At 69.5% G+C, this 22,290-nt stretch carries 23 protein-coding genes; 14 read left to right on the forward strand and 9 right to left on the reverse strand.

The genetic code is table 11. The annotated features are described in order from the left end of the window. Positions 1 to 13: 13 nt before the first annotated feature. The 4 genes from ACNR9O_RS07500 to ACNR9O_RS07515 form a co-directional block, all read right to left on the reverse strand. Positions 14 to 1,183: an acetate/propionate family kinase gene (locus tag ACNR9O_RS07500; protein WP_473681872.1), complete on the reverse strand. Its 1,170-nt coding sequence runs from the start codon at positions 1,181 to 1,183 to the stop codon at positions 14 to 16. Continuing rightward, on the reverse strand, positions 1,180 to 2,571 hold the full coding sequence (locus ACNR9O_RS07505) for a bifunctional enoyl-CoA hydratase/phosphate acetyltransferase (protein WP_473681871.1): 1,392 nt from the start codon (positions 2,569 to 2,571) through the stop codon (positions 1,180 to 1,182). The genes ACNR9O_RS07500 and ACNR9O_RS07505 overlap by 4 nt, the downstream gene beginning before the upstream one ends. 61 nt (positions 2,572 to 2,632) lie before the next feature. Beyond that, the gene (locus ACNR9O_RS07510) at positions 2,633 to 3,895 is read right to left on the reverse strand and encodes a putative glycoside hydrolase (RefSeq protein ID WP_473681870.1); all 1,263 of its coding nucleotides are present in this window, start codon (positions 3,893 to 3,895) and stop codon (positions 2,633 to 2,635) included. Then, entirely contained in the window at positions 3,892 to 4,686 is a 795-nt protein-coding gene (locus ACNR9O_RS07515) for a polysaccharide deacetylase family protein (RefSeq protein WP_473681869.1), read from the reverse strand. Before ACNR9O_RS07515 ends, ACNR9O_RS07510 begins: the two co-directional genes overlap by 4 nt. A 196-nt stretch (positions 4,687 to 4,882) precedes the next feature. Here ACNR9O_RS07515 and ACNR9O_RS07520 point away from each other — a divergent pair, with 196 nt between their 5' ends. From ACNR9O_RS07520 to ACNR9O_RS07530, 3 genes are all read left to right on the forward strand, one after another. Then, positions 4,883 to 5,788: a LysR substrate-binding domain-containing protein gene (locus ACNR9O_RS07520; RefSeq protein WP_473681868.1), complete on the forward strand. Its 906-nt coding sequence runs from the start codon at positions 4,883 to 4,885 to the stop codon at positions 5,786 to 5,788. 109 nt (positions 5,789 to 5,897) lie between these two features. Then, on the forward strand, positions 5,898 to 6,782 hold the full coding sequence (locus ACNR9O_RS07525) for a CmcJ/NvfI family oxidoreductase (protein ID WP_473681867.1): 885 nt from the start codon (positions 5,898 to 5,900) through the stop codon (positions 6,780 to 6,782). Then, a complete protein-coding gene (locus tag ACNR9O_RS07530; protein ID WP_473681866.1) occupies positions 6,779 to 7,375 on the forward strand; it encodes a DsbA family protein in 597 nt (198 codons plus the stop codon). Before ACNR9O_RS07525 ends, ACNR9O_RS07530 begins: the two co-directional genes overlap by 4 nt. Positions 7,376 to 7,414: 39 nt before the next feature. Here ACNR9O_RS07530 and ACNR9O_RS07535 read toward each other — a convergent pair whose 3' ends face one another. The 4 genes from ACNR9O_RS07535 to ACNR9O_RS07550 all read right to left on the reverse strand — a co-directional run bounded on the left by ACNR9O_RS07535 (position 7,415) and on the right by ACNR9O_RS07550 (position 10,334). Further along, positions 7,415 to 8,290 carry a DMT family transporter gene (locus ACNR9O_RS07535; RefSeq protein ID WP_473681865.1) on the reverse strand — a complete coding sequence of 292 codons (876 nt, stop codon included), beginning with the start codon at positions 8,288 to 8,290 and terminating at the stop codon, positions 7,415 to 7,417. A gap of 129 nt (positions 8,291 to 8,419) precedes the next feature. Continuing rightward, on the reverse strand, positions 8,420 to 8,929 hold the full coding sequence (locus tag ACNR9O_RS07540; protein ID WP_473681864.1) for a cytochrome P460 family protein: 510 nt from the start codon (positions 8,927 to 8,929) through the stop codon (positions 8,420 to 8,422). A gap of 44 nt (positions 8,930 to 8,973) precedes the next feature. Further along, entirely contained in the window at positions 8,974 to 10,026 is a 1,053-nt protein-coding gene (locus tag ACNR9O_RS07545; protein WP_473681863.1) for an alpha/beta fold hydrolase, read from the reverse strand. A 41-nt stretch (positions 10,027 to 10,067) separates the two neighbouring features. Continuing rightward, positions 10,068 to 10,334 (reverse strand): hypothetical protein, encoded by a 267-nt coding sequence (locus ACNR9O_RS07550; RefSeq protein ID WP_473681862.1) that lies wholly within the window; start codon positions 10,332 to 10,334, stop codon positions 10,068 to 10,070. 264 nt (positions 10,335 to 10,598) lie between these two features. Here ACNR9O_RS07550 and ACNR9O_RS07555 point away from each other — a divergent pair, with 264 nt between their 5' ends. The 10 genes from ACNR9O_RS07555 (at position 10,599) to ACNR9O_RS07600 (ending at position 20,517) form a co-directional block, all read left to right on the forward strand. Next, a complete protein-coding gene (locus ACNR9O_RS07555; RefSeq protein ID WP_473681861.1) occupies positions 10,599 to 11,147 on the forward strand; it encodes a redoxin family protein in 549 nt (182 codons plus the stop codon). Between the two features lie 25 nt (positions 11,148 to 11,172). Continuing rightward, positions 11,173 to 11,913 carry a response regulator gene (locus tag ACNR9O_RS07560; protein ID WP_473681860.1) on the forward strand — a complete coding sequence of 247 codons (741 nt, stop codon included), beginning with the start codon at positions 11,173 to 11,175 and terminating at the stop codon, positions 11,911 to 11,913. Next, positions 11,910 to 13,217, forward strand: coding sequence for a sensor histidine kinase (locus tag ACNR9O_RS07565; RefSeq protein ID WP_473681859.1), 1,308 nt, complete (start codon positions 11,910 to 11,912; stop codon positions 13,215 to 13,217). Before ACNR9O_RS07560 ends, ACNR9O_RS07565 begins: the two co-directional genes overlap by 4 nt. A 76-nt stretch (positions 13,218 to 13,293) precedes the next feature. Next, positions 13,294 to 14,094: an alpha/beta fold hydrolase gene (locus ACNR9O_RS07570; RefSeq protein WP_473681858.1), complete on the forward strand. Its 801-nt coding sequence runs from the start codon at positions 13,294 to 13,296 to the stop codon at positions 14,092 to 14,094. Between the two features lie 106 nt (positions 14,095 to 14,200). Then, positions 14,201 to 15,301, forward strand: coding sequence for an XdhC family protein (locus tag ACNR9O_RS07575; protein WP_473681857.1), 1,101 nt, complete (start codon positions 14,201 to 14,203; stop codon positions 15,299 to 15,301). Beyond that, complete coding sequence (locus ACNR9O_RS07580) at positions 15,298 to 15,906, forward strand: nucleotidyltransferase family protein (RefSeq protein ID WP_473681856.1); 609 nt, start codon at positions 15,298 to 15,300, stop codon at positions 15,904 to 15,906. The genes ACNR9O_RS07575 and ACNR9O_RS07580 overlap by 4 nt, the downstream gene beginning before the upstream one ends. A 42-nt stretch (positions 15,907 to 15,948) precedes the next feature. Then, positions 15,949 to 16,497, forward strand: a complete 549-nt coding sequence (locus tag ACNR9O_RS07585) for a (2Fe-2S)-binding protein (RefSeq protein ID WP_473681855.1) — start codon at positions 15,949 to 15,951, stop codon at positions 16,495 to 16,497. Next, entirely contained in the window at positions 16,494 to 18,764 is a 2,271-nt protein-coding gene (locus ACNR9O_RS07590; protein WP_473681854.1) for a xanthine dehydrogenase family protein molybdopterin-binding subunit, read from the forward strand. Before ACNR9O_RS07585 ends, ACNR9O_RS07590 begins: the two co-directional genes overlap by 4 nt. After that, complete coding sequence (locus ACNR9O_RS07595; RefSeq protein ID WP_473681853.1) at positions 18,761 to 20,077, forward strand: c-type cytochrome; 1,317 nt, start codon at positions 18,761 to 18,763, stop codon at positions 20,075 to 20,077. The genes ACNR9O_RS07590 and ACNR9O_RS07595 overlap by 4 nt, the downstream gene beginning before the upstream one ends. A 296-nt stretch (positions 20,078 to 20,373) precedes the next feature. Beyond that, positions 20,374 to 20,517 carry a hypothetical protein gene (locus ACNR9O_RS07600; RefSeq protein ID WP_473681852.1) on the forward strand — a complete coding sequence of 48 codons (144 nt, stop codon included), beginning with the start codon at positions 20,374 to 20,376 and terminating at the stop codon, positions 20,515 to 20,517. Here the strand turns inward: ACNR9O_RS07600 and ACNR9O_RS07605 are convergent. After that, positions 20,514 to 21,545: a DNA topoisomerase IB gene (locus tag ACNR9O_RS07605; protein ID WP_473681851.1), complete on the reverse strand. Its 1,032-nt coding sequence runs from the start codon at positions 21,543 to 21,545 to the stop codon at positions 20,514 to 20,516. The two genes, ACNR9O_RS07600 and ACNR9O_RS07605, sit on opposite strands and share 4 nt — an antisense overlap. 100 nt (positions 21,546 to 21,645) lie before the next feature. Between ACNR9O_RS07605 and ACNR9O_RS07610 the strand changes: the two genes are divergently transcribed. Beyond that, the gene (locus tag ACNR9O_RS07610; protein ID WP_473681850.1) at positions 21,646 to 22,263 is read left to right on the forward strand and encodes a hypothetical protein; all 618 of its coding nucleotides are present in this window, start codon (positions 21,646 to 21,648) and stop codon (positions 22,261 to 22,263) included. Positions 22,264 to 22,290 lie beyond the last annotated feature (27 nt).

A 22,290-nucleotide genomic window follows, 5' to 3' on the forward strand; every position in this document is an offset into this window, starting at 1 on the left:
CGATGCGCCGCGACTAGAGCAGTGCCATGGCGTCGCGTGCCGCGATCCATGCTTCGTTGGTAGGTTCGACGCCGACGATCACGCGGCTGGCCGGTGCGGAAACAGTGAACGCGTTCGCCGCATTCGCCGTTTCGTCCAGCGCAATACCCAGATACCGCAGGTCCCGGCACACCCGCTCGCGGATCACCGCGTTGTGCTCGCCGATGCCCGCACTGAATACCAGCAAGTCCAGTCCGCCGAGCACCGCCGCCAGCGCACCGATCTCCCGCACGATGCGCCGCACATAGAGCGCCAGCGCGAGGGCAACCCGCTCGTCGCTCTGTTCGCGCGGCAACAGTTCGCGCGGATCGGCGGAGACGCCGGAAACGCCAAGGAGGCCCGAGCGGTGATAGAGCAACTGGCCCAGCGCGTGGGCATCCAGTTTCCGGCTCTCCAGCAGGTACAGCACCGCGCCAGGATCCAGTGCGCCGCAGCGCGTGCCCATCATCAGTCCGTCCAGGGCGGAGAAACCCATGGTGGTGGCGACGCTGCGCAGATCGTCCATGGCGCACAGACTGGCGCCGCAGCCCAGGTGCGCGCAGATCGTGCGGCCGCGCGAGCGGTCGCCATAGCGCTCGGCCAGTGCGACCGCGAGGTAGGCGTACGAGAGGCCGTGGAAGCCGTAGCGGCGCAAACCCTGCTCACGCGCGTCTTGCGGCAGCGGCAGCGCCGTTTCCACCGCGGGCAGGGTGTGATGGAAGGCAGTGTCGAAGCTGGCCGCCTGAGGCACGTCCGGATGCTCGCGCAGCAGCAGCTCGATCACCTCCAGCGCAAACGGCTGGTGCAGCGGCGCAAGCGGAACATAGGAACGCAGGTCAGACAGCACCTGCGCGTCGATGCGCACAGGGCGGACATACCTGGCGCCGCCATGCACGACGCGGTGCGCGAAGGCCGCCGGCCGTCCGCCACGCAGTCGATCGCGCAGGCGTTCGCGGATATGAGCCAGTGCGGCGTGAGATGGAGCGTCCGTATCCAGTTCGAGCGGCGTGCTGGTGCCGTCGCTGTCCCGATAAGCCGCCTTGGCGCCGATGCCGTCGATCTGTCCGCTCCACGTCGGCGTGCGCGGTGGCGGGCGGGATGCGTCGAACAGGGCGAACTTGATACTGGACGAGCCGCCGTTGAACACCGCCACCTGGCCGCTCATGGTCTGACCTCGCGGTAGCGATGCGCTACCAGCGCCGCCAGCGCGCAAGATGCCGTGCGCGTCTGGCTCGTATCGGCGCGACTGGTCAGTACGATCGGTACGCGCGCCCCCATCACGAGGCCGGCGCTGGAGGCGCCACCAAGGTATTCGAGCTGTTTGGCCAGCATGTTTCCGCTTTCCAGATCCGGCACCACCAGCACATCCGCCATGCCGGCGACCGGCGAGGCGATGCCCTTGATGCGCGCGGCCGCGGCCGAGATCGCATTGTCGAAGGCCAGCGGGCCGTCGAGCGTGGCGCCGGCGATCTGGCCGCGGTCGGCCATCTTGCACAGCGCGGCGGCGTCCAGCGTGGCGGGCATGCGCGCGTTGATCGTCTCTACCGCCGCGAGGATCGCCACGCGCGGATGGTCCACGCCGATAATGCGCGCCAGTTCGATCGCGTTGCGCACGATGTCGGCCTTGGCGCCGAGGTCCGGCGCAATGTTGATCGCCGCGTCGGTGATGATGAAAGGACGCGGATAGGCGGGCGTCTGCATCAGATAGCAATGCGAGGCGCGTCGCTCGGTGCGCAGCGGGGACCCGTGCGCCAGCACCGCACTCATCAGCTCGTCGGTATGCAGGCAGCCTTTCATCAGCGCCTCGACCTTGCAGGCACCAGCCAGCACCACGGCGCGCGCGGCGGCAGCGTGGCTGTGCGGTACGTCCTCGATCGGCAAGCCCGACAAATCGAGGCCGGCCGCGCGCGCGACGGCTTCGAGCCGGGCCCGGGGCGCCACCAGCAGCGGCTCGATCAGCCCGGCACGCATCGCTTCGAACACCGCCGAGAGGCTGGATTCGTCGCACGGGTGCACCACCGCCACGCGCACCGGGCCAAGTGGGCGCGCACGCTCCAGCAGCGGCTTGCCGATGCCATCGGTCAGGCCCTGCGTGGGGAGCGCGATGCTCGGCTGTTCGATGTGCGCGGCCGGCGCGATCACCTGCGCCTCGCCGTCGATGACGATGGTTCCGTCCTGGTTGATGCAGGCGCAAGCGAGCGTCACGCGCTGCTCGGTCGTGTCGCGGGCGATGACTTCCACGCGCGCGTGCAGGCTGTCTCCGATGCGCACCGGCGCGCGGAAATGCAGTGTCTGTCCGAAGTAAGCGGTTCCCGGGCCGGGCAGCCGTGTGTCGAGCACGGCGGCAATCAGGCTGGCGGCCCACAGGCCGGGCGCGATCAGGTCGTGGCCGCTGCCGGCATCGACGGCGTCCGCCTCGCCGGACCATGCGGTGAATGCGTGCAGGTCCGCGGCGGCCAGGGTGCGTTCGATGGACGCGCTGTCGCCGATGGCGATGTCGTCGAACACCTGGTTGCGGATCATGCGCGGCGTGGCCTTGGCGTCGTCGTTCATGCATCACCTCCGAGAAACGATGTCCCGGCGACACGATCGCGGCGCGCATGGGCTCGGTGCGTCATGGCACGACATCCTCGTCGCGGCCGGGCAGGGTGTCCGGCGCATAGCGGTTGCGCGGATTCCACAACATCCAGCCGTCGCTGTCTTGCGCCTCGGCAGCCCGTATCTGCGCCGCGATCTGGAGCGCGCCGAACTCGCGCTTGTCGAAAGCGTAATCCCGAAAGGCTTGCAGCCAGGGCCGGAAGCGCGGGCCGGGCAGGCCGGTCCGCTGTCTTGCCGAGGCCAGCGAGCGGGTGACGATACGGCCGGGATCGAGCATGGGGTCGGGCTGCCCGGGCAGGCCCCACGTGAAGCCGGAGGGGTAGAGCATCGGCGAGACGTAATCCAGCAACGGCGCAAGGCTCTCCAGCTGCTGTCCGATGGCCGTGTCGTCGGCGTTCCAGCACACGTAGCCGAAGATGTCGGCGGCGATGAAGACGTTGTAGCGGACCAGGCGCACTCGTGCGGCGCGGAGGAAGCCTTCGATCGCCTCCGTGCGACTCGCGCGCGTGCTCGGTTGCGAGAAATGCGGCGCGCCGGAATCGGGAAAGCGCACGTAGTCGAATTGGATTTCATCGAAGCCCATGGCCGCCGCCTCCTCCGCGAGCGCCAGGTTGTGCTCCCACACGGCCGGGATGAAAGGATCGACCCATTGCAGGTGTTCGCGATCCTCCCAGCGGCCGCCCCTGGCGTCGTGCACGGCCCATTCGGGATGGGCCGAGGCCAGCGGGTCATCCTTGAACACGACGATGCGCGCGATGAGGTAGAAGCCCTGCCGGTGCAGTTCGGCAAGCAGGCTGTCCAGACCGGTACGCGGCAACGGCGGCGCGTAGCGGGCGGCGCCCGCCGCTTCGCGGGCGCCGCTGGGATAGGGTGTCTGGCCGCGATCGTTCTTCAGATCGATGACCAGAGCGTCGATGCCGTTGCTGTCTTTCAAGGCGAGCGCCGCGTTGCGCAGTGACGCGGTGGCGATGCCGTAGGCGGACAGATACACGGCCTTGGGGCGGTATGGAGCCAGCTCGATCACCGGTGAGGCGGCATCGGCCGGTAGCGGCAGCGCCGCGCGGCGATAGCCCGGCGCACGGGCCAGCACCTCCCGCGTGCCGGCAGGCAGCGCGAACGTACCGTCGTCACCGGCACGGTGCTCGGCCCCGTCCACGATGACGATCGCACCCGGCACCGGCAAACGGGTCACCTGATCGATGACCGTGCCATAGGGTGACTGCGCCATCGCCACGGTGGTGACGCCAAGCAGCCATAGCGCGATGACCTTGATATTCATGGCGAGCCCGTCGATGCGCGGGGTGCGTCCCGTTCGCCCAGCAAGCGGCCCAGGACGGCCGGCGTAACGGCGTCCGTGATGAGGAAGCGCGGCAAGGCCATGACCGTGTCGCCGCGGCGCACCGGTCGCGCTTCCAGCGTGAAGCCGGCGACATAGCCGGCCAGTACGGCCCGGTCGCGCAGCTGCGCATCGTCGATGCCGAAGGGCCACGCCAGCTGATCGACCGCGCTGCCCAGCTCCTGCTGGAGCTTTTCTTTCGAGCGGATCAGCTGCGTGTCGACGAACGCCTGGTAATCGGCATCGCCGCGACGGCGGCGTTCGACGTGGAAGTTCGGGTGCCAGTACGTATGCGATTGCACGTCGAACAGGCCGGTGGCGCGCAACTCGCGCAACTGCTGCCAGGTCATCGCGTAGGAGGCGTTGCTGATGGCCGACGGGTAGATGAACAGCGTCACCGGCAGATGATCGCGCCGTGCGATCGGCGCCAGCACGTCGTAGACCGAGCGATGTCCGTCGTCGGCGGTGAGTGCTACCGACCTGGGCGGCAGCTCGGCTGCCGGATCGCGCAGCCAGGCCAGGACGTCGCGCAGCGGGACGCAGCGATAGCCGTGCGCGCGCAGCCAGGCCAGCTGCGCCTCGAAGGTGGACGTGCGCACGGTCATGCTGTCGTTCACGTGGTCGGCGAAGCGGTGGTAGACCAGGATCGCCACGCTGGGCGCTTGGGCATGCAGGGTCGGGCACGGCGCGCATGCCAGCAGCAGGCCGAGGCATCGCGGCAGGAGGGCGGTCAAGATCGGCGACGCTCCGCGCGTGCGCCGCGGAAACATCGGCATACGGCATCCATGACGGTGAGGTGGCGTTCGTCGATAGTGTGCGCATCACGGCGGGGATGGGCGGTTGACCCAGATCAATCGGGCCTCTTGTCTTGCGCGCCTTGCCGCTCGCGCGTGCCGTGGCTAGGCTGGCCGCCTCGCATGAGGACGGCGCATGTCTGACAGTCTGCTTTCCCTCAACGGCCTGATGGAGCCGCTGCGCGGTTTCGTCGCGGTGGGGCGGCGCATGAGCATCACGCTCGCCGCCGAAGAACTGTGCCTGACCCAATCCGCGGTGAGCCGACAGGTGCAGGCGCTGGAACGGCGCCTGGGCGTGCGGTTGCTGTTGCGCGGCCATCGTTCCGTGGCGTTTACCGAGGAAGGCGCGCGATTGTTCCGCAGCGCCGACCTGGCCTTGCGCCAGCTGCAGGAGACCGTCGCCAGCGTGGCGCCGCCGGTCGCGCGGCGGCCGGTGACGGTGAGCGCCAGCATCGGCGTCACCGGCCTGTGGCTGCTGCCGCGCATGGGCCGCTTCCAGCAGCAGCATCCCGGCATCGACCTGCGCGTGGCAGCCGGCAACCGGCTGGTGGACCTGCGCGCGGAGAACGTGGACCTGGCGATCCGCTACTGCGCCCGCGCCGATGCGCCGGCGGGCGCCACCCATTTGTTCGACGAGCACGTGGCGCCGGTGGCGCGCCCGGCGCCCGGCTCGGGACGCATGCGTTCGGCTGCTGATCTGGACGGACAGGTGCTGCTCGAATACGAGGATGCGCAACGCCCCTGGCTGCAATGGCAACCGTGGCTGGCGGCGCGCGGCTGGCGGCCGCGGCCCAAGGCCATGCTGCGCTTCAACCAGTACGACCAGGCCGTGCTTGCCGCGGCGGCCGGGCAGGGCATCGCGCTGGGGCGGCTGCCGTTGCTGCGGTCATGGCTGGAGGAGAAGCGCCTGCGGGTGCTGGACACGCCGCGCCCGCCGCTGGGCACGGATCATGCCTACTGGCTGTTGCGCGCCGAGGCTTCGCCGCGTCATGCGGTGCGCGCGGTGGTGGCGTGGTTGATGCAGGAGGCCGGGGCCTCGTGACGCCCCCGTCTTCGCATGCGCGACGTGCATGCGAAGACGGCGCAGCTTGCGTTTGTCCTGTGCGCCACGTCGGCGCCCAATGGCGCTCCCGCCACTTTGGGGAGCCGCCATGTCCGTTCCGTATGCCGCCGTCGCTACATCGGCGCCGCCCGTCATCCGCGCGTCGTTGAGCTATCTCGCGGAAGGCGAGGGCGCACCCGTGCATTACGCGTTCGAGCCGCCGCCGGGCGAGCCCTGGGAGAACGTGCGTTACGACGAGCGCCTGACCGAGATCGGCGATGCGCGCCATGCGAGCCAGCGTCCCTCGGTGCATCGCGAAGGCTTCGAGCTGTGGGATGCGCCGACCGGCTTGCGCGACCATCGCGACGAAGAACAGATCTATCGCGTGTATTACCCCGAACTCGAACAACTGGTCCTGGGCGTCACCGGCGGCCAGCGCGTGTACGTGTTCGATCACTTGGTGCGCGAACGCGCGCCGGACCGGCGCGCGCTCGATTTCGGCCGCTCCGCACGCGGCCAGACCGCGGCGCCGAACGCGCGCATCCACAACGACTACACCGAGCGCTCCGGTCGCTGGCGTCCGGGCCTGGTGCTGGGCGAGGAGTTCGGCCAACGCGCCACGCCGCGCTACTGCATCGTCAACGTGTGGCGTTCGCTGCGCGGCCCGGTGCTGGATACGCCGCTGGCGGTGTGCGACGCGCGCAGCGTCGACGCGTCGGACCTGGTCGAGGCGCAAGTGCGCTATCCGCGGCGCAACGGCGAGATCTACGTGCTGGCGCACGCGCGGCGCCATCGCTGGTGGTACTACCCCGGCATGGACCGGCACGAGGCGCTGGTGTTCAAGCAGTACGACTCGCGCCTGAGCGGCGTCGCGCGCTTCGTGCCGCACGCCGCCTTCGCCCACCCTGACGCGCCGGCAGATGCGCCGCCGCGCCTGAGCATCGAGGCGCGCTGCCTGGTGTTGTTCGATGAATCCCCGTGGAGAAGGCCATGATCGAGTGCTGGTTCGAGTTCGGCAGCAATTACAGCTATCTGTCCGTGATGCGCATCGAACAGGAGGCGCAGCGCCGCGGCGAGCGCGTGGCATGGCGCCCGTTCCTGCTCGGTCCGATCTTCAAGGCGATGGGCTGGGACAACTCGCCCTTCGTGCTGCAACAGGCCAAGGGCGAATACGTCTGGCAGGACATGGCGCGCCAATGCCGCAAGTACGGTCTGCCGTGGCGCCAGCCCAGCCAGTTTCCGCGCCGCGCGCTGCTGCCGATGCGCGTCGCCCTGCTGGGCGAGGAGCAGCCATGGATGGGCGAATACTGCCGGCGGATGATGCGGATGAACTTCGCCGAAGACCGCGATATCGACAACCCGCAAGCCGTGAGCGAGGCGCTGCAAGGCCTGGGCGTGGCGGTGGACGAGGTGTTGCGCCAAGCCGCCGGCGATGCGGTGAAGCAGCGCTTGCGCGCGCGGACGGAAGAGGCGCAGGCGAGGCGGATCTTCGGCGCGCCGATGTTCTTCGTCGGCACGGACATGTATTGGGGCAACGACCGGCTAGACGACGCGCTGAACGAGGCGATGGCGCGCGGCTTGGGCTGAGGGTTCGGGCGGAGCGGGCTTCCTTGCGTCCGATCCGGGCTACGCGAACCGCTTCGCGCCCGCCACGCACCCCACCACCCATACGGTCACCGCGACCATGCTCCACGCCACCGGCTCGCGCAGCAGCAGGCCGGCCAGCGCCAACCCGAGCAACGGTTGCAGCAATTGCAGCTGCCCGACGCCGGCGATTCCTCCGAGCGCGAGGCCGCGGTACCAGAACACGAAGCCGACCAGCATGCTGAATACCGATACGTAGGCCAGGCCGATCCAGGCCGGCGCATCGATCGCAGTCCAGCTGGCCGGCAGCGTGGCCAGCGCGATGGCGGCCGTCACGGGCAGCGACAGCGCCAGAGCCCATGAAATCACCTGCCAGCCGCCGAGACGACGCGACAGCGTGGCGCCTTCGGCATAGCCCAGGCCGCACAGCAGCACCGCGCCGATCATCAGCAGGTCGCCTTGCAGCGAGACGGTGCCGCCGCGCGAGAAGGCGAACGAGGCGACGGCCAGGCCGCCGAGCCCGGCGAACAACCAGAACGCCGGCTTGGGCAGCTCCGCGCCGCGCAACACGCCGAACAGGGCGGTGGCCAGCGGCAGCAGGCCAATGAAAACGATCGAGTGCGCCGAGGTGATGTGTTGCAGAGCCAGCGCGGTCAGCAGCGGAAATCCCAGCACGACGCCCAGCGCCACGATCGCCAGCGACGGCAGGTCCGCGCGCGAGGGGCGCTTCTGGCGCCACAGCACCAGCAACAGCAGGCCGAGCAGCGCCGCGATCACTGCCCGCGCGCAGGTGAGGAACCATGGCGAGAAGCTCGCCACGGCGACCCGCGTGGCAGGCAGAGAGCCACTGAAGATCACCACGCCCAGCAGGCCGCTGCCCCAACCATTGCCCGTGCCGTTTCTGAGGGTCGCTTGCATCGAGGGTTCCTTCGGCGGCCATCGCGGAGAAGCCGGCACGATAAAGCGTCGGCGCCGCGGCGCGGCGGCGAAGGCATGCGCGGCGCAAGGCAAAGTGGAGGCAATGCAGGGTGGCGTGCCGCGCCGGCATCAGAGCGCGTAGCGAGTGAACACATCGTCGTGTCCGTTCGCGCGCGCCTGGTGGCAGCCCAGGCACGTGCGATGCTGCGCTTCGTCCACCGGTTTGCCGGCGACGAAGCGGCCATAGCCCCAGCCGCCGCTCGCCGCATAGCGGCGCGAGTCCTTCACCATGACCTGCACCGTGGTGGCCGCGCCCGGCACGGTCGCGGAGGGAAAGGCCGCCGAACGCTGCCGCTTCCAGGCGAGTTTGACCAGGATCGACCCGTCGGGAAACGGCAGGCGCCCGGCGCGATAGGCATCCACCGCCGTCTTGTTGCCGACGACGGCGCGGATTTCGTCCAGCGGCGCGTCTTCCAGCGCCGGCGCGATCAGCTCCCATTGGCGATAGCCGTCGGGCAGGGCGACGCCGTAGATCGGCGAGACGTCGGCCGGTGGCGAGGCGATACCGCCATGCAGGCCCGCCGCGAGCGCCGCGGATGCCAGCGCGATGCCGGCGCCAAGTGCGAATAAGCGTTTCATCGTCCGTCTCCCATGTCGTCGGCGCGCGCCGTCAGCACACCCCATCAAAACCGGTCCACATCGATCACCGCCTGCGCGAACGCGCGCGGTGCTTCCTGCGGCAGGTTGTGGCCGATGCCGCCGCTGATCTGGCGGTGCTCGTAGCGCCCGGTGAAGCGCTTGGCGTAGGCGGACGGGTCCGGATGCGGCGCCCCGTTGGCGTCGCCTTCCAGGGTGATGGCCGGGACGGCGATGGACGGCTGCGCGGCGAGTTGCGCTTCCAGCGCGTCGTACTTCGCTTCGCCCTGGGCCAGGCCCAGGCGCCAGCGGTAATTGTGGATGGACACGGCGACGTGATCGGGGTTGTCGAAGGCCTCCGCGGAGCGCGCGAAGGTGGCATCGTCGAAAGCCCACTTGGGCGAAGCCAGTTCCCAGATCAGCCGCGCGAAATCGTGCGTGTACTTTGCATAGCCGGCCTCGCCGCGCTCGGTGGCGAAGTAGAACTGGTACCACCATTGCAGCTCGGCCTTGGGCGGCAGCGGCGCGCGATTGGCCTCCTGGCTGCCGATCAGATAGCCGCTCACCGACACCAGCGCCTTGCAGCGCTGCGGCCACAGTGCGGCCATGATGTCGGCCGTGCGCGCGCCCCAGTCGAAGCCGGCGACGATGGCGCGGTCGATCTTCAGTGCATCCAGCAGCGCGATGCCGTCGGTCGCCAGCGCGGCCTGCTGGCCGTTGCGCGGCGTTTCCGCCGAACGGAAGCGCGTGCCGCCGTAGCCTCGCAGGTAAGGCACGATCACCCGGTAGCCCGCTGCTGCGAGGATCGGTGCGACCTCGGCGAAAGCGTGGATGTCGTAGGGCCAGCCGTGCAGCAGCAACACCGGCTGACCATCCTGCGGGCCTTCTTCGGCGTAGGCGACGCTGAGGTCGCCGGCATCGATCCGCTTCAGCGCGGCGAACGAGGCTGGCGTATGCGAGGCGCCGGCGGGCCGGGCCGGTTTCGTCGCCTGGCCTTCGTCCGCGCCGGCGAACGCCAGGCGGCTGAGGGACGCGGCGGCGAGGCCCAGGGCCGCGGTGCCGAGGAAGTTGCGGCGGTGCTGATCGACGAGGTGGGACATATGCCTTCTCCTGGTGATGGCGAATCGTGCGATGGGGCGGATCAGCGCGAAGCGCGGGGGCCTTCCGGGCCGATCTGGGAGGGGTAGTCGATGTCGTCGCTGCGGGAGGCATCCGCGGCAGCGGCGCGCGTCGTCCGCATCGACACAGTGTCGTTGGCGCGCGTCGACAGGTCGCGGGCGACACGCGGAGCGGCGGTGCCGGTGGTCAGGACAATGTGGGTCGTGCCTGCCCGCGCCATCACGGGCGTGGCGGCGAAGGCGGGGGCGGCGGCCATCAGGGCGATGGCGAGGATCGGCAGGGTGCGCATGGGAGGTCTCCTCGGGAAGCATGGGATGGACGGCCCGTTGGCCGGTGCATCCAGGAGAACCGCTGTGCGTATCGGCGATATGTCCCGGATCGCGCGCGAATGCATCGCCGTGTGTCGGGGCGGCCGGCGGATACATGCCGATACAAAACCGGGCCGGCGGCGGCCTGTGTACAAAGCGATACAAAAAGCCGGCAGCGTGGACATGCGCGATACAAGCGGGCCTGGTCTCCTGTATGCACCTTTTCCCCCATGGGAGCCGCAACGATGAAAACCTTGCGCATCGCTGTCGCCGCGGCCGCTTTCGGCGCGGCCCTGCTGGCCGCCTGGCCGGGCAGCTGGAACCTGGCCGCGGCCGGTCTTCCCGCCGAACCGGCCGCCTCGCCGGCGCCGGACCTGACCGGCGCCACGCAATGGCTCAACAGCCCGCCGCTGTCCACGCAGGCGCTGCGCGGCAAGGTGGTGCTGGTGGAGTTCTGGACGCGCGAATGCATCAACTGCCTGCACGTGCTGCCGCACACCAAGGCGCTGTACGAGCGCTACAAGGACGATGGCCTGGTGGTGATCGGCGTGCACACGCCCGAATACGACGAAGAGCGCGACCCGGCCAGCGTGCGCGCCGCCGCCGTGCGCCTGGGCATCGCCTGGCCGGTGGCGATCGACAACGACTACCGGATCTGGAACGCCTGGAACAACCGTTTCTGGCCGGCGCTGTACCTCATCGACCGCGACGGGCACGTGGTCTACCGCTACGTCGGCGAGGGCGGCTACGATCGCACGGAAGCGAAGGTCCGCCAGTTGTTGGGCAAGGCGTGACGGCGTTTTGCCAACGGAGATGAGCATGGACCATACCGACCACATCCTCGTCGTGGACGACGACCACGGCATCCGCACGGGGATCGTGGATTACCTGCGCAAGAACGGCCTGCGCGCCACCGGAGCGGCCGACGGGCGCGAGATGTTCGCCCAGCTCGACGGCTCGGCCTTCGATCTGGTGGTGCTGGACATCATGATGCCGGGCGACGACGGCCTGGTGCTGTGCCGCAATCTGCGCGCGGGCAAGCATCGCCATCTGCCGGTGGTGCTGCTGACCGCGCGCGACGACGAGACCGACCGCATCGTCGGCCTGGAGATGGGCGCGGACGACTACGTGACCAAGCCGTTCTCGCCGCGCGAGCTGCTGGCGCGCATCAAGGCGGTGATCCGCCGCACGCGCATGCTGCCGCCCAACCTGCGCGTCACCGAGAGCAGCGACGACATCGGCTTCGGCCGCTGGCGCCTGGATACCACCGCGCGCCACCTGCTGGACCAGGATGGCACGGTGGTGTCGTTGAGCGGCGCGGAATACCGGCTGCTGCGCGTGTTTCTCGACCATCCGCAGCGCGTGCTGTCGCGCGACCAGCTGCTCAACCTCACCCAGGGCCGCGACGCGGAGCTGTTCGACCGCTCCATCGACCTGCTGGTGAGCCGCCTGCGCCAGCGCCTGCTCGATGACGCGCGCGAGCCGGCCTACATCAAGACCGTGCGCAGCGAGGGTTATGTGTTCGCCATGCCGGTGGTCCTCAACGGCGGCGGCGCATGAATGCCGCCGTCCGCCGCTGGCTGCCGCGCAGCATGGCCTCGCGGCTGTCGCTGATCCTGTTCGCGGGGCTGTTGCTCGCGCAGGGACTGTCGTTCGCGCTGCTCTACATGGAGCGCCAGCAGACCGCGACGGCGGTGATGTTCAACACGCTGGAACACGACGTGGGCACCTCGGTCGCCGTGCTCGACCGGCTGCCCGCGGCCGAGCGTGCGGCGTGGCTGCACCGGCTGGAGCGCGACAACTATTTCTATCGCCTGGATGCGGGCCAGCCGGGCGACCAGCTCGCCACCGCGCGTTCGCGCACCGTGGTCGGCCTGATCGCCAAGGAAGTCGGGCCGGACTATCGCGTCTACGGCAACACCATCTCGATGGCGCCGGAGCGCTACCAGGTGCACTTCACCCTGCACGACGGCTCGCCGCTGACGCTGGAGCTCACGCCGCAGATGAAGCCGCTGGCGACCTGGCTGCCGTTCGTGTTCGTGTCGCAGGTGATCCTGCTGCTGCTCTGTACCTGGTTCGCCGTGCGCCTGGCGACGCGGCCGCTGTCGGCGCTCGCGGCGGCCGCCGACGCGATGACGCCCGCCGCCGGCGGCCCGCGCATGGCGCAGGACGGCCCCACCGAAGTGGCGCACGCGGCGCGCGCGTTCAATACGATGCAGGAGCGCATCGCGCGGCACCTCAAAGAGCGCCTGCACATCCTGGCGGCGATCTCCCACGACCTGCAGACACCGATCACCCGCATGCGCCTGCGCGTCGAGGTGCTGGACGATTCGCCCGAGCAGCAGCGCATCCTGGACGATCTGCGCGAGCTGGAGCACCTGGTGCGCGAAGGCGTGGCCTATGCGCGCAGCGCCCATGGCGATGCCGAGGCGCCGGTGCGCGTGGACCTGGGGGCGTTCCTCGAAAGCCTGGTGTTCGACTATCAGGATGTCGGCAAGCCGGTGTCGATGGAGGCGCGTTTCGACGGCGCCGCGGTGATTCGCCCGCAGGCCTTGCGCCGCGTGCTGGTCAACCTGATCGACAACGCGGTCAAGTACGGCGGTTCCGCCGAGGTGTCCGCGCAGCGAACGGAAGCCTCCGGCCTGACGATCACCGTGGCCGACCGTGGCCCCGGCATTCTGCAGGAAGAACTGGAGCGCGTGCTGGAGCCGTTCTATCGGCTGGAATCGTCGCGCAACCGTGGAACCGGCGGCTCGGGCCTGGGCTTGGCGATCGCCGCGCAGCTGATGGCGTCGATCGGCGGGTCGTTGCGGCTGGCCAATCGCGACGGCGGCGGCTTGGCCGCCATCCTCACGCTTGCGTAGGTCGGGGGTTTGCCTTCCATATTGATCGCTGGGCCGCCATCTGTTCTCCTGCCGCACCCGCCCGATCGAATACGCCATGTCTTCGCCTGCTATCCAGGACATCTGGATCCCCACCGAACTGGGCCGTCTCTACGCCAGGCGCTGGCGACCGGCGGCCGCACCGACGGATGCGGCGCCCATCGTGCTGTTCCACGATTCGCTCGGCTGCGTGGCGCTGTGGCGCGATTTCCCGGAGCGCCTCGCCGAGGCCACCGGCCGCGAGGTGATCGCCTACGACCGGCTCGGCTTCGGCCAGTCCGATCCGCATCCGGGCCAGCTCGACGAGTATTTCGTGGGGGATGAAGCGCAGCACGGTTTCCGCGCCTTGCGCGAAATGCTGGCACTGGAGCGTTTCGTCGCGTTCGGACACAGCGTTGGCGGCGGCATGGCGATCGCGTGCGCGGCGGCCTATCCGGGTGCGTGTCGTGCGCTGGTCACGGAGTCGGCGCAGGCGTTCGTGGAAGAACGCACGCTGGAAGGCATCCGTGCCGCCAGGGCAACATTCGCACAGCCGGAGCAGGTGGATCGCCTGCGCAAGTATCACGGCGACAAGGCGCCGTGGGTGTTGTCCGCCTGGATCGACACATGGACGGCGCCGTCCTTCGCCGACTGGAACCTCGACGACGAACTGCGGCGCGTGGCCTGTCCGGTGCTGGCGATCCATGGCGATCAGGACGAATACGGTTCGCTGCGCCATCCCAGGCGTATCGCCTCGCTGTCGGCGGCGCCGGTGACCTTGCGCATCGGCGAGGGCTGGGGGCACGTGCCGCATCGCGAGCACGGGGCCGAGGTACTTGCCGCGGTCGAGGCATGCTTGCGTGACATGACCACGATCTGACGACAATGGACCGGCGGCGGAAAGCGTTGCCAGCCTAGACATCTTTATTGCCCAGGCAACGCAGGGGGACTAGCATGCCCGCTGCAGCCCACGGCGAGCCACCCTCATGAACGCTTCGCAAGAGTTTCACCAACTCTTCGCGGCAGTACGGCAGCTACGCACGCGCGCGACGCCCGAGCCGGCGGCGCTGGCGACGATCGTGCGTACGCAGGGTTCGACCTTTCGCCGTGCTGGCGCCAGCATGCTCGTGCATGCCAACGGCGAGGTGACATGCGCGCTCTCAGGCGGCTGCCCGCAACGCGACATCGTGCTGCGCGCGCAGCGCGCGATCGAGCAGCGCACGCCGGCGCTGGTGCCGTACAACCGCCAATCCAATTTCGACGTGATGCTGGAGATGGGCTGCGGCGGCGAACTCGACGTGCTGATCGAGCCCTTGCTTTGCCCGCCGGATTTCCATTTTCTGGACGAGCTGGCGCGCCTGCACGATGCGCGCGGCGAAGGCGTGGTTGCGACGGTGTTCGCGCGCGGCGGCGCGGTGTCGACACCGCGGCCGTGGCGCTCGATCCAGCATGCCGCCGGACACTGGACGGATATCCCCGCGCCGGGCCTTGCCGAGCGCGTGCTGGCGATGGCTGTCGCGGCTCCGTCGCGCGGCCAGGCCGTGGTCGAACGCGTGGAAGCCGACGGCGCCGCCTTCGAGGTCCTGTTGACGACGTGGCGGCCCAAGCCCGCGCTGGTCGTGGTCGGGCATAACGATGGCGCCTTCGCGCTGGCGCGCCTCGGCCACGGGCTGGGCTGGCAGGTCACGCTGGTCGATCACGCCGACGCGGCACTGCCGCCGAGCCTCGACGATGCGGCCGCATCGATCGTGGCGACGCCCGCCGTGCTGCCGGCCGCCTTGCCGTTCGACCGCCGCACCGCCGTGGTGGTGATGACGCACAACGTGGAGCGCGACCTTGCCTATGCACAGGCCCTGGCGCCGCTGTCAGTGGCTTACCTGGGCGTGATCGGCTCGCGCGAGCGCGCGCGGCGCATCCGCGAGGCGGTGGGCGAGACCGCGGCGCCGCTGCATGCGCCGGCCGGGCTGGATATCGGTTCGGAAACGCCGCAGGAAATCGCCTTGTCCATCGCGGCGGAGATTCTTGCCGCGCTCAACACCAAATCGGGCGATCGCCTGAGCTGGACGCAGGGGCCGATCCACGCATGACCGCTGCGCGCGCCACCGCCATCGTCGTGCTCGCCGCGGGCGAGGCTGCGCGCTACGGCGCGGCCAAGCAGCTGCTTGCCGTCGACGGGCAGCCGCAGGTACGCCGGATCGCGGAAGCGGCCCTGCGGGTATCGCCGCGCGTCACGGTGGTGACGGGCGCGCATCGGGCGCCGGTCGAAGCCGCGCTGGCAGGCCTGGCGGTGGATCCGGCGTTCCACGCCGAGTGGGCGGCCGGCATGGGGGCGTCGCTGGCGTTCGGCGTGCGCCGCGCGCTCGATCGCGATGCCGCGCTGGACGCGATCGCCATCTGTCTGTGCGACCAGCCGGCGGTCGGCGCGACGCAACTCCAGTCATTGCTGCGCGCTTGGTTCGATGTGCCGCGCCGCATCGTCGCAGCGTCTTATGGCGACGGCGTTCGCGGTGCACCGTGCGTGTTCCCGGCGCGGTTCTTCGACGAACTGCTGGCGCTGCGCGGCGCGGAGGGCGCGCGCGGCGTGCTCGCCCGCCATGCCGGCGACGTGGTTGCCGTACCCATGCCCGAGGCGCGCATCGACATCGATACGCCCGACGATTACCACCGCTGGCGCACCGGCAGTACCGGCTAGCGCCAGCGGCACGAACGCTCACATCCCATCGCGGAGGCAGTCATGCTGGTCCTGAACATCAATGGAGAATCCAGGCAGGTCGACGTGCCGGACGATATGCCGCTGCTGTGGGTGCTGCGCGACGTGATCGGGCTCACCGGCACCAAGTACGGCTGCGGCATCGCCCAATGCGGCGCGTGCACGGTGCACCTGGACGGCGTCGCGGTGCGTTCGTGCGTGCTGCCGGCGAGCGCCGCGGTCGGCAAGGCTGTCACCACCATCGAAGGCGTGGGCGCGAGCGATGTCGGCAAGAAAGTGCAGCAGGCCTGGCTCGACATCGAAGTGGTGCAATGCGGCTACTGCCAGCCGGGCCAGATCATGTCGGCCACCGCGCTGCTGGCGGGCACGCCGATGCCGTCGGACGCGCAGATCGATGCGGCGATGTCCGGCAACATCTGCCGCTGCGGCACTTATGTGCGCATCCGCCAGGCGATCAAGCAGGCGGCGACGGGCGACAAGGTCGTCCCGCAGACCATTCCCAACGAGGCGCCGGCCAAGACTGGCGCGACCGCCGCAGTGCTGCGGCGGCTGCCGCAGGAGGACGTGGCATGAACACGCGTACCGACATGCCGCTGGACGAAGCGCGCCCGCAGAATCCCTCGCGCCGCGAAGCCCTGAAGATGGGTGGCCTGGTGGTCGCCTTCCTGTGGCTGGGCGGTGGCGCCAAGGTGCTGGGGCGTGGCGTGCAGGCCGGGCGCATCGAGGCGGGCGATCCGGCCTTCGCGCCGAACGCGTTCATCCGCGTCGGCAACGATGGCTCGGTGCATCTGGTGATGCCGAGCATCGAGATGGGGCAGGGCTCGTACACCGGCCAGGCCACGCTGCTGGCCGAGGAGATGGACCTGGGCCTGGACCAGATCACCGTCGAGCACGCACCGCCGAATCGCAAGCTCTACGCCAATCCGCTGCTCGGCGACCAGGCCACCGGCGGCTCCACCACCATTCGTTTCTGCTGGACCACGCTGCGCCAGGCCGGCGCCGCCGCGCGCGCCTTGCTGGTCAATGCCGCGGCTGCGCGCTGGAAGGTCGAGCCGTCGCAGTGCAAGGTGGCGCGCGGCGTGATCCGGCATGATGCGAGCGGCCGCACGCTCGGCTACGGCGACGTGGCCGCGGCGGCCGCGCAACTGCCGGTGCCGGAGAAGGTGCAGGAAAAAGAGGCGTCGGCCTTCGCCCTGATCGGCAAGCCGCTGCGGCGCGTGGACACCGCCGGCAAGGTAGACGGTTCGCTGCCTTTCGGCATCGACATCCGCGTGCCCGACATGAAAATCGCTACGGTCAAGGCTTGCCCGACCCTCGGCGGCAAGCTGGTCTCGGTCGACGACACGCGCGCGCGGCAGGTGCCGGGCTACGTCACGGTGCTGAAGATCGCCGACGCGGTGGCCACGGTGGGCGAGCACTTCTGGGCGGCGAAGCAGGCGATGGACGCGCTGGACATCGTGTGGGATCACGGCTCCAACGCGCATTACTCCACCGATCAGTTGTTCAAGGACCTGGCCGAGGCGTCGAAGAACGGCACGCCCATCCTGGGGCGCGAGGCAGGGCACGTCGATGGCATGAAAGGCAAGGCGGTGGAGGCGGTGTATCAGCTGCCACTGCTCGCGCACGCGACGATGGAGCCGCAGAACGCGATCGTGCACGTGCGCCAGGACGGCTGCGAGATCTGGACCGGCACCCAGGTGCCGGCGCGCGTGGTCGATGTCGCTGCCAGGATCACGGGCCTGAAGCCCGAGACCATCGTGGTGCATAACCAGTACATGGGCGGCGGCTTCGGGCGAAGGCTGTTCGAGGACCCGCCGGAGCAGGCGGTGGCGTTCGCGCGCCAGGTCAACTATCCGCTCAAGGTGGTGTGGACGCGCGAAGAGGACATGACGCACGACCGCTATCGTCCTGCCTATTACGACCGTATCGCTGCCACGCTCGATGGCGACGGCAAGCCCGCGGCATGGACGCATCGCATCACCAGCGGCTCGGTGCTCGCCACCTTCGCGCCGCCGGCGATGGGCAAGAACGGCCTGGATTCGGATGCCGTGGAATGCGCCGCCGAATTGCCCTACGACCTGCCGAACATGCGTGTGGACTGGGTGCGCCACGATATGCCCGAGGGCGTGCATCTGGGGTGGTGGCGCGGCGTCGGCCCGACCCATAACGTGTTCGTGGTCGAAGGTTTCATCGATGAGCTGGCGCATGCGGCCGGCAAGGACCCGCTGGCCTATCGCCGCGCGCTGCTGCAGAAGAACCCGCGCGCGCTCGCCGTGCTGGAGCTGGCGGCCAGGAAGGCCGGCTGGGGCGAAGGCAAGCTGCCGGCGCGGGTCGGCCGCGGCGTGGCGGTGGCGGCGCCGTTCGGCAGCTATCTGTGCGTGATCGCCGATGCGGAGGTGTCGCCGCAAGGCGAGATCAAGCTGCTGCGCGCCGTCGCGGCGGTCGATTGCGGCACCGTGGTCAATCCCAACACGGTCGAGGCGCAGATCCAGGGCGGCCTGGTGTTCGGCTGGACGGCCGCGCTGTACAACGGCATCACGCTCAAGAACGGTGCGGTGGAGCAGAGCAACTTCAACGACTACCGCATGATGCGCATCAACGAGACGCCCTCGATCGAGGTGCACATCGTCGATAGCAAGGAAGCGCCCGGCGGCATCGGCGAAACCGGCACCGTGATGGCGCTGCCGACCCTGGCCAATGCGATCTTTGCGGCTACCGGCGTGCGCCTGCGCAGTTATCCCTTCGAGCGCTCGGCGCTGGTGCAGGGCGCCGAAGCCTTGAAGGCCGTGATCACCGATGCGTTCGACGCCGCTGCTGCCAGCGGCAAGGAGGCGGTATGAAACTCGGGCGCGCGATTCTCACCCTGGTAGGTGTCATCGTGGCCGGCGCAGTGGTGTTTGCGGCCTACGCCTGGTTCACCGTCCGCGACGGCAAGGAAACCAATGCGCCGCCGCCCGCGGTCGCGGGCGCGCCGGCCAGCATCACCGACCCGGTGGCGCGCGGCGAGTACCTCACACGCGCCGCCGACTGCGTGGCCTGCCACACCGTGCCGGGTGGGCAGCCGTTCACGGGTGGTCTCGCCTTCAAGACGCCGTTCGGCACCATCTATTCCACCAACATCACGGCGGACAAGGACACCGGCATCGGCAACTACAGCGACGACGACTTCGTGCGCGCGCTGCACGCCGGCGTGCGCCGGGACGGCCAGCCGCTGTATCCGGCTTTTCCGTACACCTCGTACACCGCGTTGAGCCGCGATGACGTACTCGCCATCAAGACGTATCTGTTCAGCCTGCCGCCCGCGCATGCGGCGGCCAAGGCGAACGAACTGTCGTTTCCGTTCAATCAGCGCTGGGCGCTGAGCCTTTGGAACGCGCTGTTCCTGAAGAAAGAGCGTTTCGCGCCGGTGGAGGGCAAGAGCCCCGCGTGGAATCGCGGCGCATATCTGGCGACGGCGCTGGGCCATTGCGGCGAGTGCCATACGCCGCGCAACGCCTTGTATGCGATGAAAGGCGGCCAGGCCCTGGGCGGCCAGGTGCTGCAGGGCTGGAAGGCCTACAACATCACCTCCGACAAGACGTACGGCATCGGCGGGTGGACCGATCAGCAGCTCACCGATTACCTGTCCAAGGGGCACGCCAGCGGGCGTGGCACCGCATCGGGCCCGATGGGCGAAGCGGTGGAATACAGCCTGCGCTACCTGACGCCGGAGGACATCGGTGCGCTGGTCGCTTATCTGCGCGATGTGCCGCCGCAGCAGGGCGCCTCCGGCAGTGAAGTGAACGAGCACCCGCCGCTGGCATTGGCTTCGAATGCCCTGGCCCCGGGCGCGGACGAGCTGGCGCAGGGCGGCCTCGGCCAGCATCTGTTCCAGGGAGCCTGCGCCGGCTGTCACCTGTGGAACGGCCAGGGCCGCCAGGGCGATGTCGCCGCCTTGCTCGGCGCGCGCAGCGCGAACGATCCGGAAGCGCACAACCTCACTCAGATCATCCTGCAAGGGTCGTCGCTGCACGGGCAGGCCGCGATGCCACCGTTCGGTCATGCCTACACGGATGCGGAAGTCGCGGCGCTGGGCAACTTCGTGCTGATCCATTTCGGCGGCAAGCCGGCGGTGCTCACCGCGGATGAAGTGGCGAAGCGGCGCGCGCAGTGATGCATGGCGGCGGCGCTCCGTAGCGCCGCTCGCCGCGGCCCGTTTCCCGGCGGGGAGAGGGCCGCGTGGGGTCATGCGCGAGACCACATCCCCTTGACCGGCGTCTCGCCCGGCCATCACGCGCCGGGTGCTATCTAGCGGCCGTTTCCCTGGCGCCTCACCGCGGAGGCGAATGCCCATGCGCACCGCTAGCGTCGAGGTCGCCGGCCTGCATATCGCCGTCAGCTACAGCGGCGATCCGACTCGCCCCGCGCTGCTGCTCCCTGTGCGGCGACGCGGGTGCCGATGCCACCGCGATGCAGTCCTACACGCGCGGCCTGGCAGCCAAGGGCGTACGCCACCTTGGGTCGCGCCGCATCGCCGGTGCCGGCGAATACCTTCCGCTGGAAGCCGGCGAAGCGTTCGTGGAGGCGATCCGCGCGTTGCGGACTTCCGTCTAATTTGGGTTTCGCGCGAGGCAGCGCAGCACGGCCTGCTCGAGCTTCCGCGGCGGCATCCCCGCGATGTGCTGCAGGCGGCCGGCTTCCCAGGCTTCGAAGGCGTGTGGGTGGATGTACGACGCGCGGCATACGGCCGGCGTGTTGCCGAGCATCCGCGCCACCTCGCACACCACCTGCCGCGCGGCGGCAGTGCGTGCGTGCCGGCTCCCGGCGGCTGGCGTGTCGGCGAGCAGGGCAATGGCGCGTACCGTGCCGGCCCAGGTGCGGAAGTCCTTCGCGGTGAAATCGCCACCGCTGGCTTCGCGCACGTAGTCGTTGACCATGCCCGAATCGACCGCGCGGTACCTGCCGTCGTCGTCGCGGTACTGGAACAGGCGTTGCCCGGGCAGTTGCTGCGCGCGCCGCAGCAGGCGCACCAGCCTTCGGTCGCTCAGCGTCAGCTCCATTCGCTTGCCGCTCTTGGCCCGGAAGCTCAGGCGCAGGCGGCCGGCTTCCGGCCGCACATGGCGTGAACGCAAGGTAGTGAGGCCGTAGTGGCCGTTGTCGTTGGCATAAGCTTCATTGCCTACGCGGATGAGCGTCTGGTCGAGCAGGCGCACGACCAGCGCCAGCACTTTCTCGCGGGGCCAGCCGGGCAGGGCGAGGTCGCGCCGCACTTTGCGGCGCAGGCGCGGCAGTGCCTTGCCGAACGCGCGGATGTGCACGAACTTGCCGGCATCGCGCACTCGCCGCCAGCTCGGGTGGTAGCGGTATTGCTTGCGGCCGCGCGCATCGCGTCCGGTAGCTTGCAGATGGCCGCGCGGATTCGGGCAGATCCATACGTCGACGTAAGCCGGTGGAATCACCAGCCGCCGGATGCGCTCGAGCTCGGCGGCGCGCGTGATGCGGCGGCCGCGCGCATCGATATAGACGAAGCCCTTGCCATGGCGGCGGCGTCGCAGGCCGGGCTGGTCGTCGTGCACATAGACCAGGCCTTCGGCGGCGGCATCCGCCTGTGGCGTGGCCAGTCGCGCGGCTCGGGGAGACATGCGCGCGATGCTTCCAGCGGCCGCGTGAAACCGGCGACAGGCGGGCGTGAGGAAGGCGGCAAGCCTGGCGCCGGCACGCGCCCGCGGCGCGGATCGGTGCATGATCGCCGCCATGGACGATTTCCTCCCGCCCCGCACGCTCGGCAAAGGCCGCAGCTACGTGTACATGCTGCCGTGCCGCGACCAGGATCTGCTGAAGATCGGTTTCTCGCGGGAACCGCTGGAGCGTTTCCGCACGCTGCATCGTCGCTTCTTCGATTACTTCGACCTGGAGCGCGGTCTGCTGCTGGAAGTGGAGAAAGTGGCACAGGCGCGTGCGATCGAGCGCGACATTCTGCTGCGCCATGCCGAAGAGCGCTCGCCGGCGCCGCTGGTCATCGCCGACCGGGCGGCCGGCTACAGCGAATGGCTGCGTGGCGTCGAGCCGCTGGTCTCGGCGCGCCTGCACGAGTTCGCCGCCCGCGGCGGCTATCCGATCCATGCCTTGCGCACGTGGGTGCGCGGCATGTTCGAGGCGCAGTCGGACGCTTTTTACGACTGGTCGCTGAAACTGCTGGAGGCGATCGAGTATGAAGCGTTCAACGTACCGGCGGAGCTGGCCACGGGGCAGGCAATGCGCGCATTGGCCTATGCGATGGACGCCTGCGAAGCGGTGGGGATCGATGCGCGGTCGGTCTTTCCGGGCGAAGTGCTGGCTTGGCGCGCGCGACAGCCATGATGCGCGGCGCGGGCGTGCCGATGCCCG

The sequence above is a fragment of the Dyella sp. CR10 genome (genome assembly GCF_055814425.1).

What these genes read in the sequence shown, in the direction of transcription:
- ACNR9O_RS07500 (WP_473681872.1), bottom strand. Translation starts at nt 1,183, where the DNA reads ATGAGCGGCCAGGTGGCGGTGTTCAACGGCGGCTCGTCCAGTATCAAG.
- ACNR9O_RS07505 (WP_473681871.1), bottom strand. Translation starts at nt 2,571, where the DNA reads ATGAACGACGACGCCAAGGCCACGCCGCGCATGATCCGCAACCAGGTG.
- ACNR9O_RS07510 (WP_473681870.1), bottom strand. Translation starts at nt 3,895, where the DNA reads ATGAATATCAAGGTCATCGCGCTATGGCTGCTTGGCGTCACCACCGTG.
- ACNR9O_RS07520 (WP_473681868.1), top strand. Translation starts at nt 4,883, where the DNA reads ATGTCTGACAGTCTGCTTTCCCTCAACGGCCTGATGGAGCCGCTGCGC.
- ACNR9O_RS07525 (WP_473681867.1), top strand. Translation starts at nt 5,898, where the DNA reads ATGTCCGTTCCGTATGCCGCCGTCGCTACATCGGCGCCGCCCGTCATC.
- ACNR9O_RS07530 (WP_473681866.1), top strand. Translation starts at nt 6,779, where the DNA reads ATGATCGAGTGCTGGTTCGAGTTCGGCAGCAATTACAGCTATCTGTCC.
- ACNR9O_RS07535 (WP_473681865.1), bottom strand. Translation starts at nt 8,290, where the DNA reads ATGCAAGCGACCCTCAGAAACGGCACGGGCAATGGTTGGGGCAGCGGC.
- ACNR9O_RS07540 (WP_473681864.1), bottom strand. Translation starts at nt 8,929, where the DNA reads ATGAAACGCTTATTCGCACTTGGCGCCGGCATCGCGCTGGCATCCGCG.
- ACNR9O_RS07545 (WP_473681863.1), bottom strand. Translation starts at nt 10,026, where the DNA reads ATGTCCCACCTCGTCGATCAGCACCGCCGCAACTTCCTCGGCACCGCG.
- ACNR9O_RS07550 (WP_473681862.1), bottom strand. Translation starts at nt 10,334, where the DNA reads ATGCGCACCCTGCCGATCCTCGCCATCGCCCTGATGGCCGCCGCCCCC.
- ACNR9O_RS07555 (WP_473681861.1), top strand. Translation starts at nt 10,599, where the DNA reads ATGAAAACCTTGCGCATCGCTGTCGCCGCGGCCGCTTTCGGCGCGGCC.
- ACNR9O_RS07560 (WP_473681860.1), top strand. Translation starts at nt 11,173, where the DNA reads ATGGACCATACCGACCACATCCTCGTCGTGGACGACGACCACGGCATC.
- ACNR9O_RS07565 (WP_473681859.1), top strand. Translation starts at nt 11,910, where the DNA reads ATGAATGCCGCCGTCCGCCGCTGGCTGCCGCGCAGCATGGCCTCGCGG.
- ACNR9O_RS07570 (WP_473681858.1), top strand. Translation starts at nt 13,294, where the DNA reads ATGTCTTCGCCTGCTATCCAGGACATCTGGATCCCCACCGAACTGGGC.
- ACNR9O_RS07575 (WP_473681857.1), top strand. Translation starts at nt 14,201, where the DNA reads ATGAACGCTTCGCAAGAGTTTCACCAACTCTTCGCGGCAGTACGGCAG.
- ACNR9O_RS07580 (WP_473681856.1), top strand. Translation starts at nt 15,298, where the DNA reads ATGACCGCTGCGCGCGCCACCGCCATCGTCGTGCTCGCCGCGGGCGAG.
- ACNR9O_RS07585 (WP_473681855.1), top strand. Translation starts at nt 15,949, where the DNA reads ATGCTGGTCCTGAACATCAATGGAGAATCCAGGCAGGTCGACGTGCCG.
- ACNR9O_RS07590 (WP_473681854.1), top strand. Translation starts at nt 16,494, where the DNA reads ATGAACACGCGTACCGACATGCCGCTGGACGAAGCGCGCCCGCAGAAT.
- ACNR9O_RS07595 (WP_473681853.1), top strand. Translation starts at nt 18,761, where the DNA reads ATGAAACTCGGGCGCGCGATTCTCACCCTGGTAGGTGTCATCGTGGCC.
- ACNR9O_RS07600 (WP_473681852.1), top strand. Translation starts at nt 20,374, where the DNA reads ATGCAGTCCTACACGCGCGGCCTGGCAGCCAAGGGCGTACGCCACCTT.
- ACNR9O_RS07605 (WP_473681851.1), bottom strand. Translation starts at nt 21,545, where the DNA reads ATGTCTCCCCGAGCCGCGCGACTGGCCACGCCACAGGCGGATGCCGCC.
- ACNR9O_RS07610 (WP_473681850.1), top strand. Translation starts at nt 21,646, where the DNA reads ATGATCGCCGCCATGGACGATTTCCTCCCGCCCCGCACGCTCGGCAAA.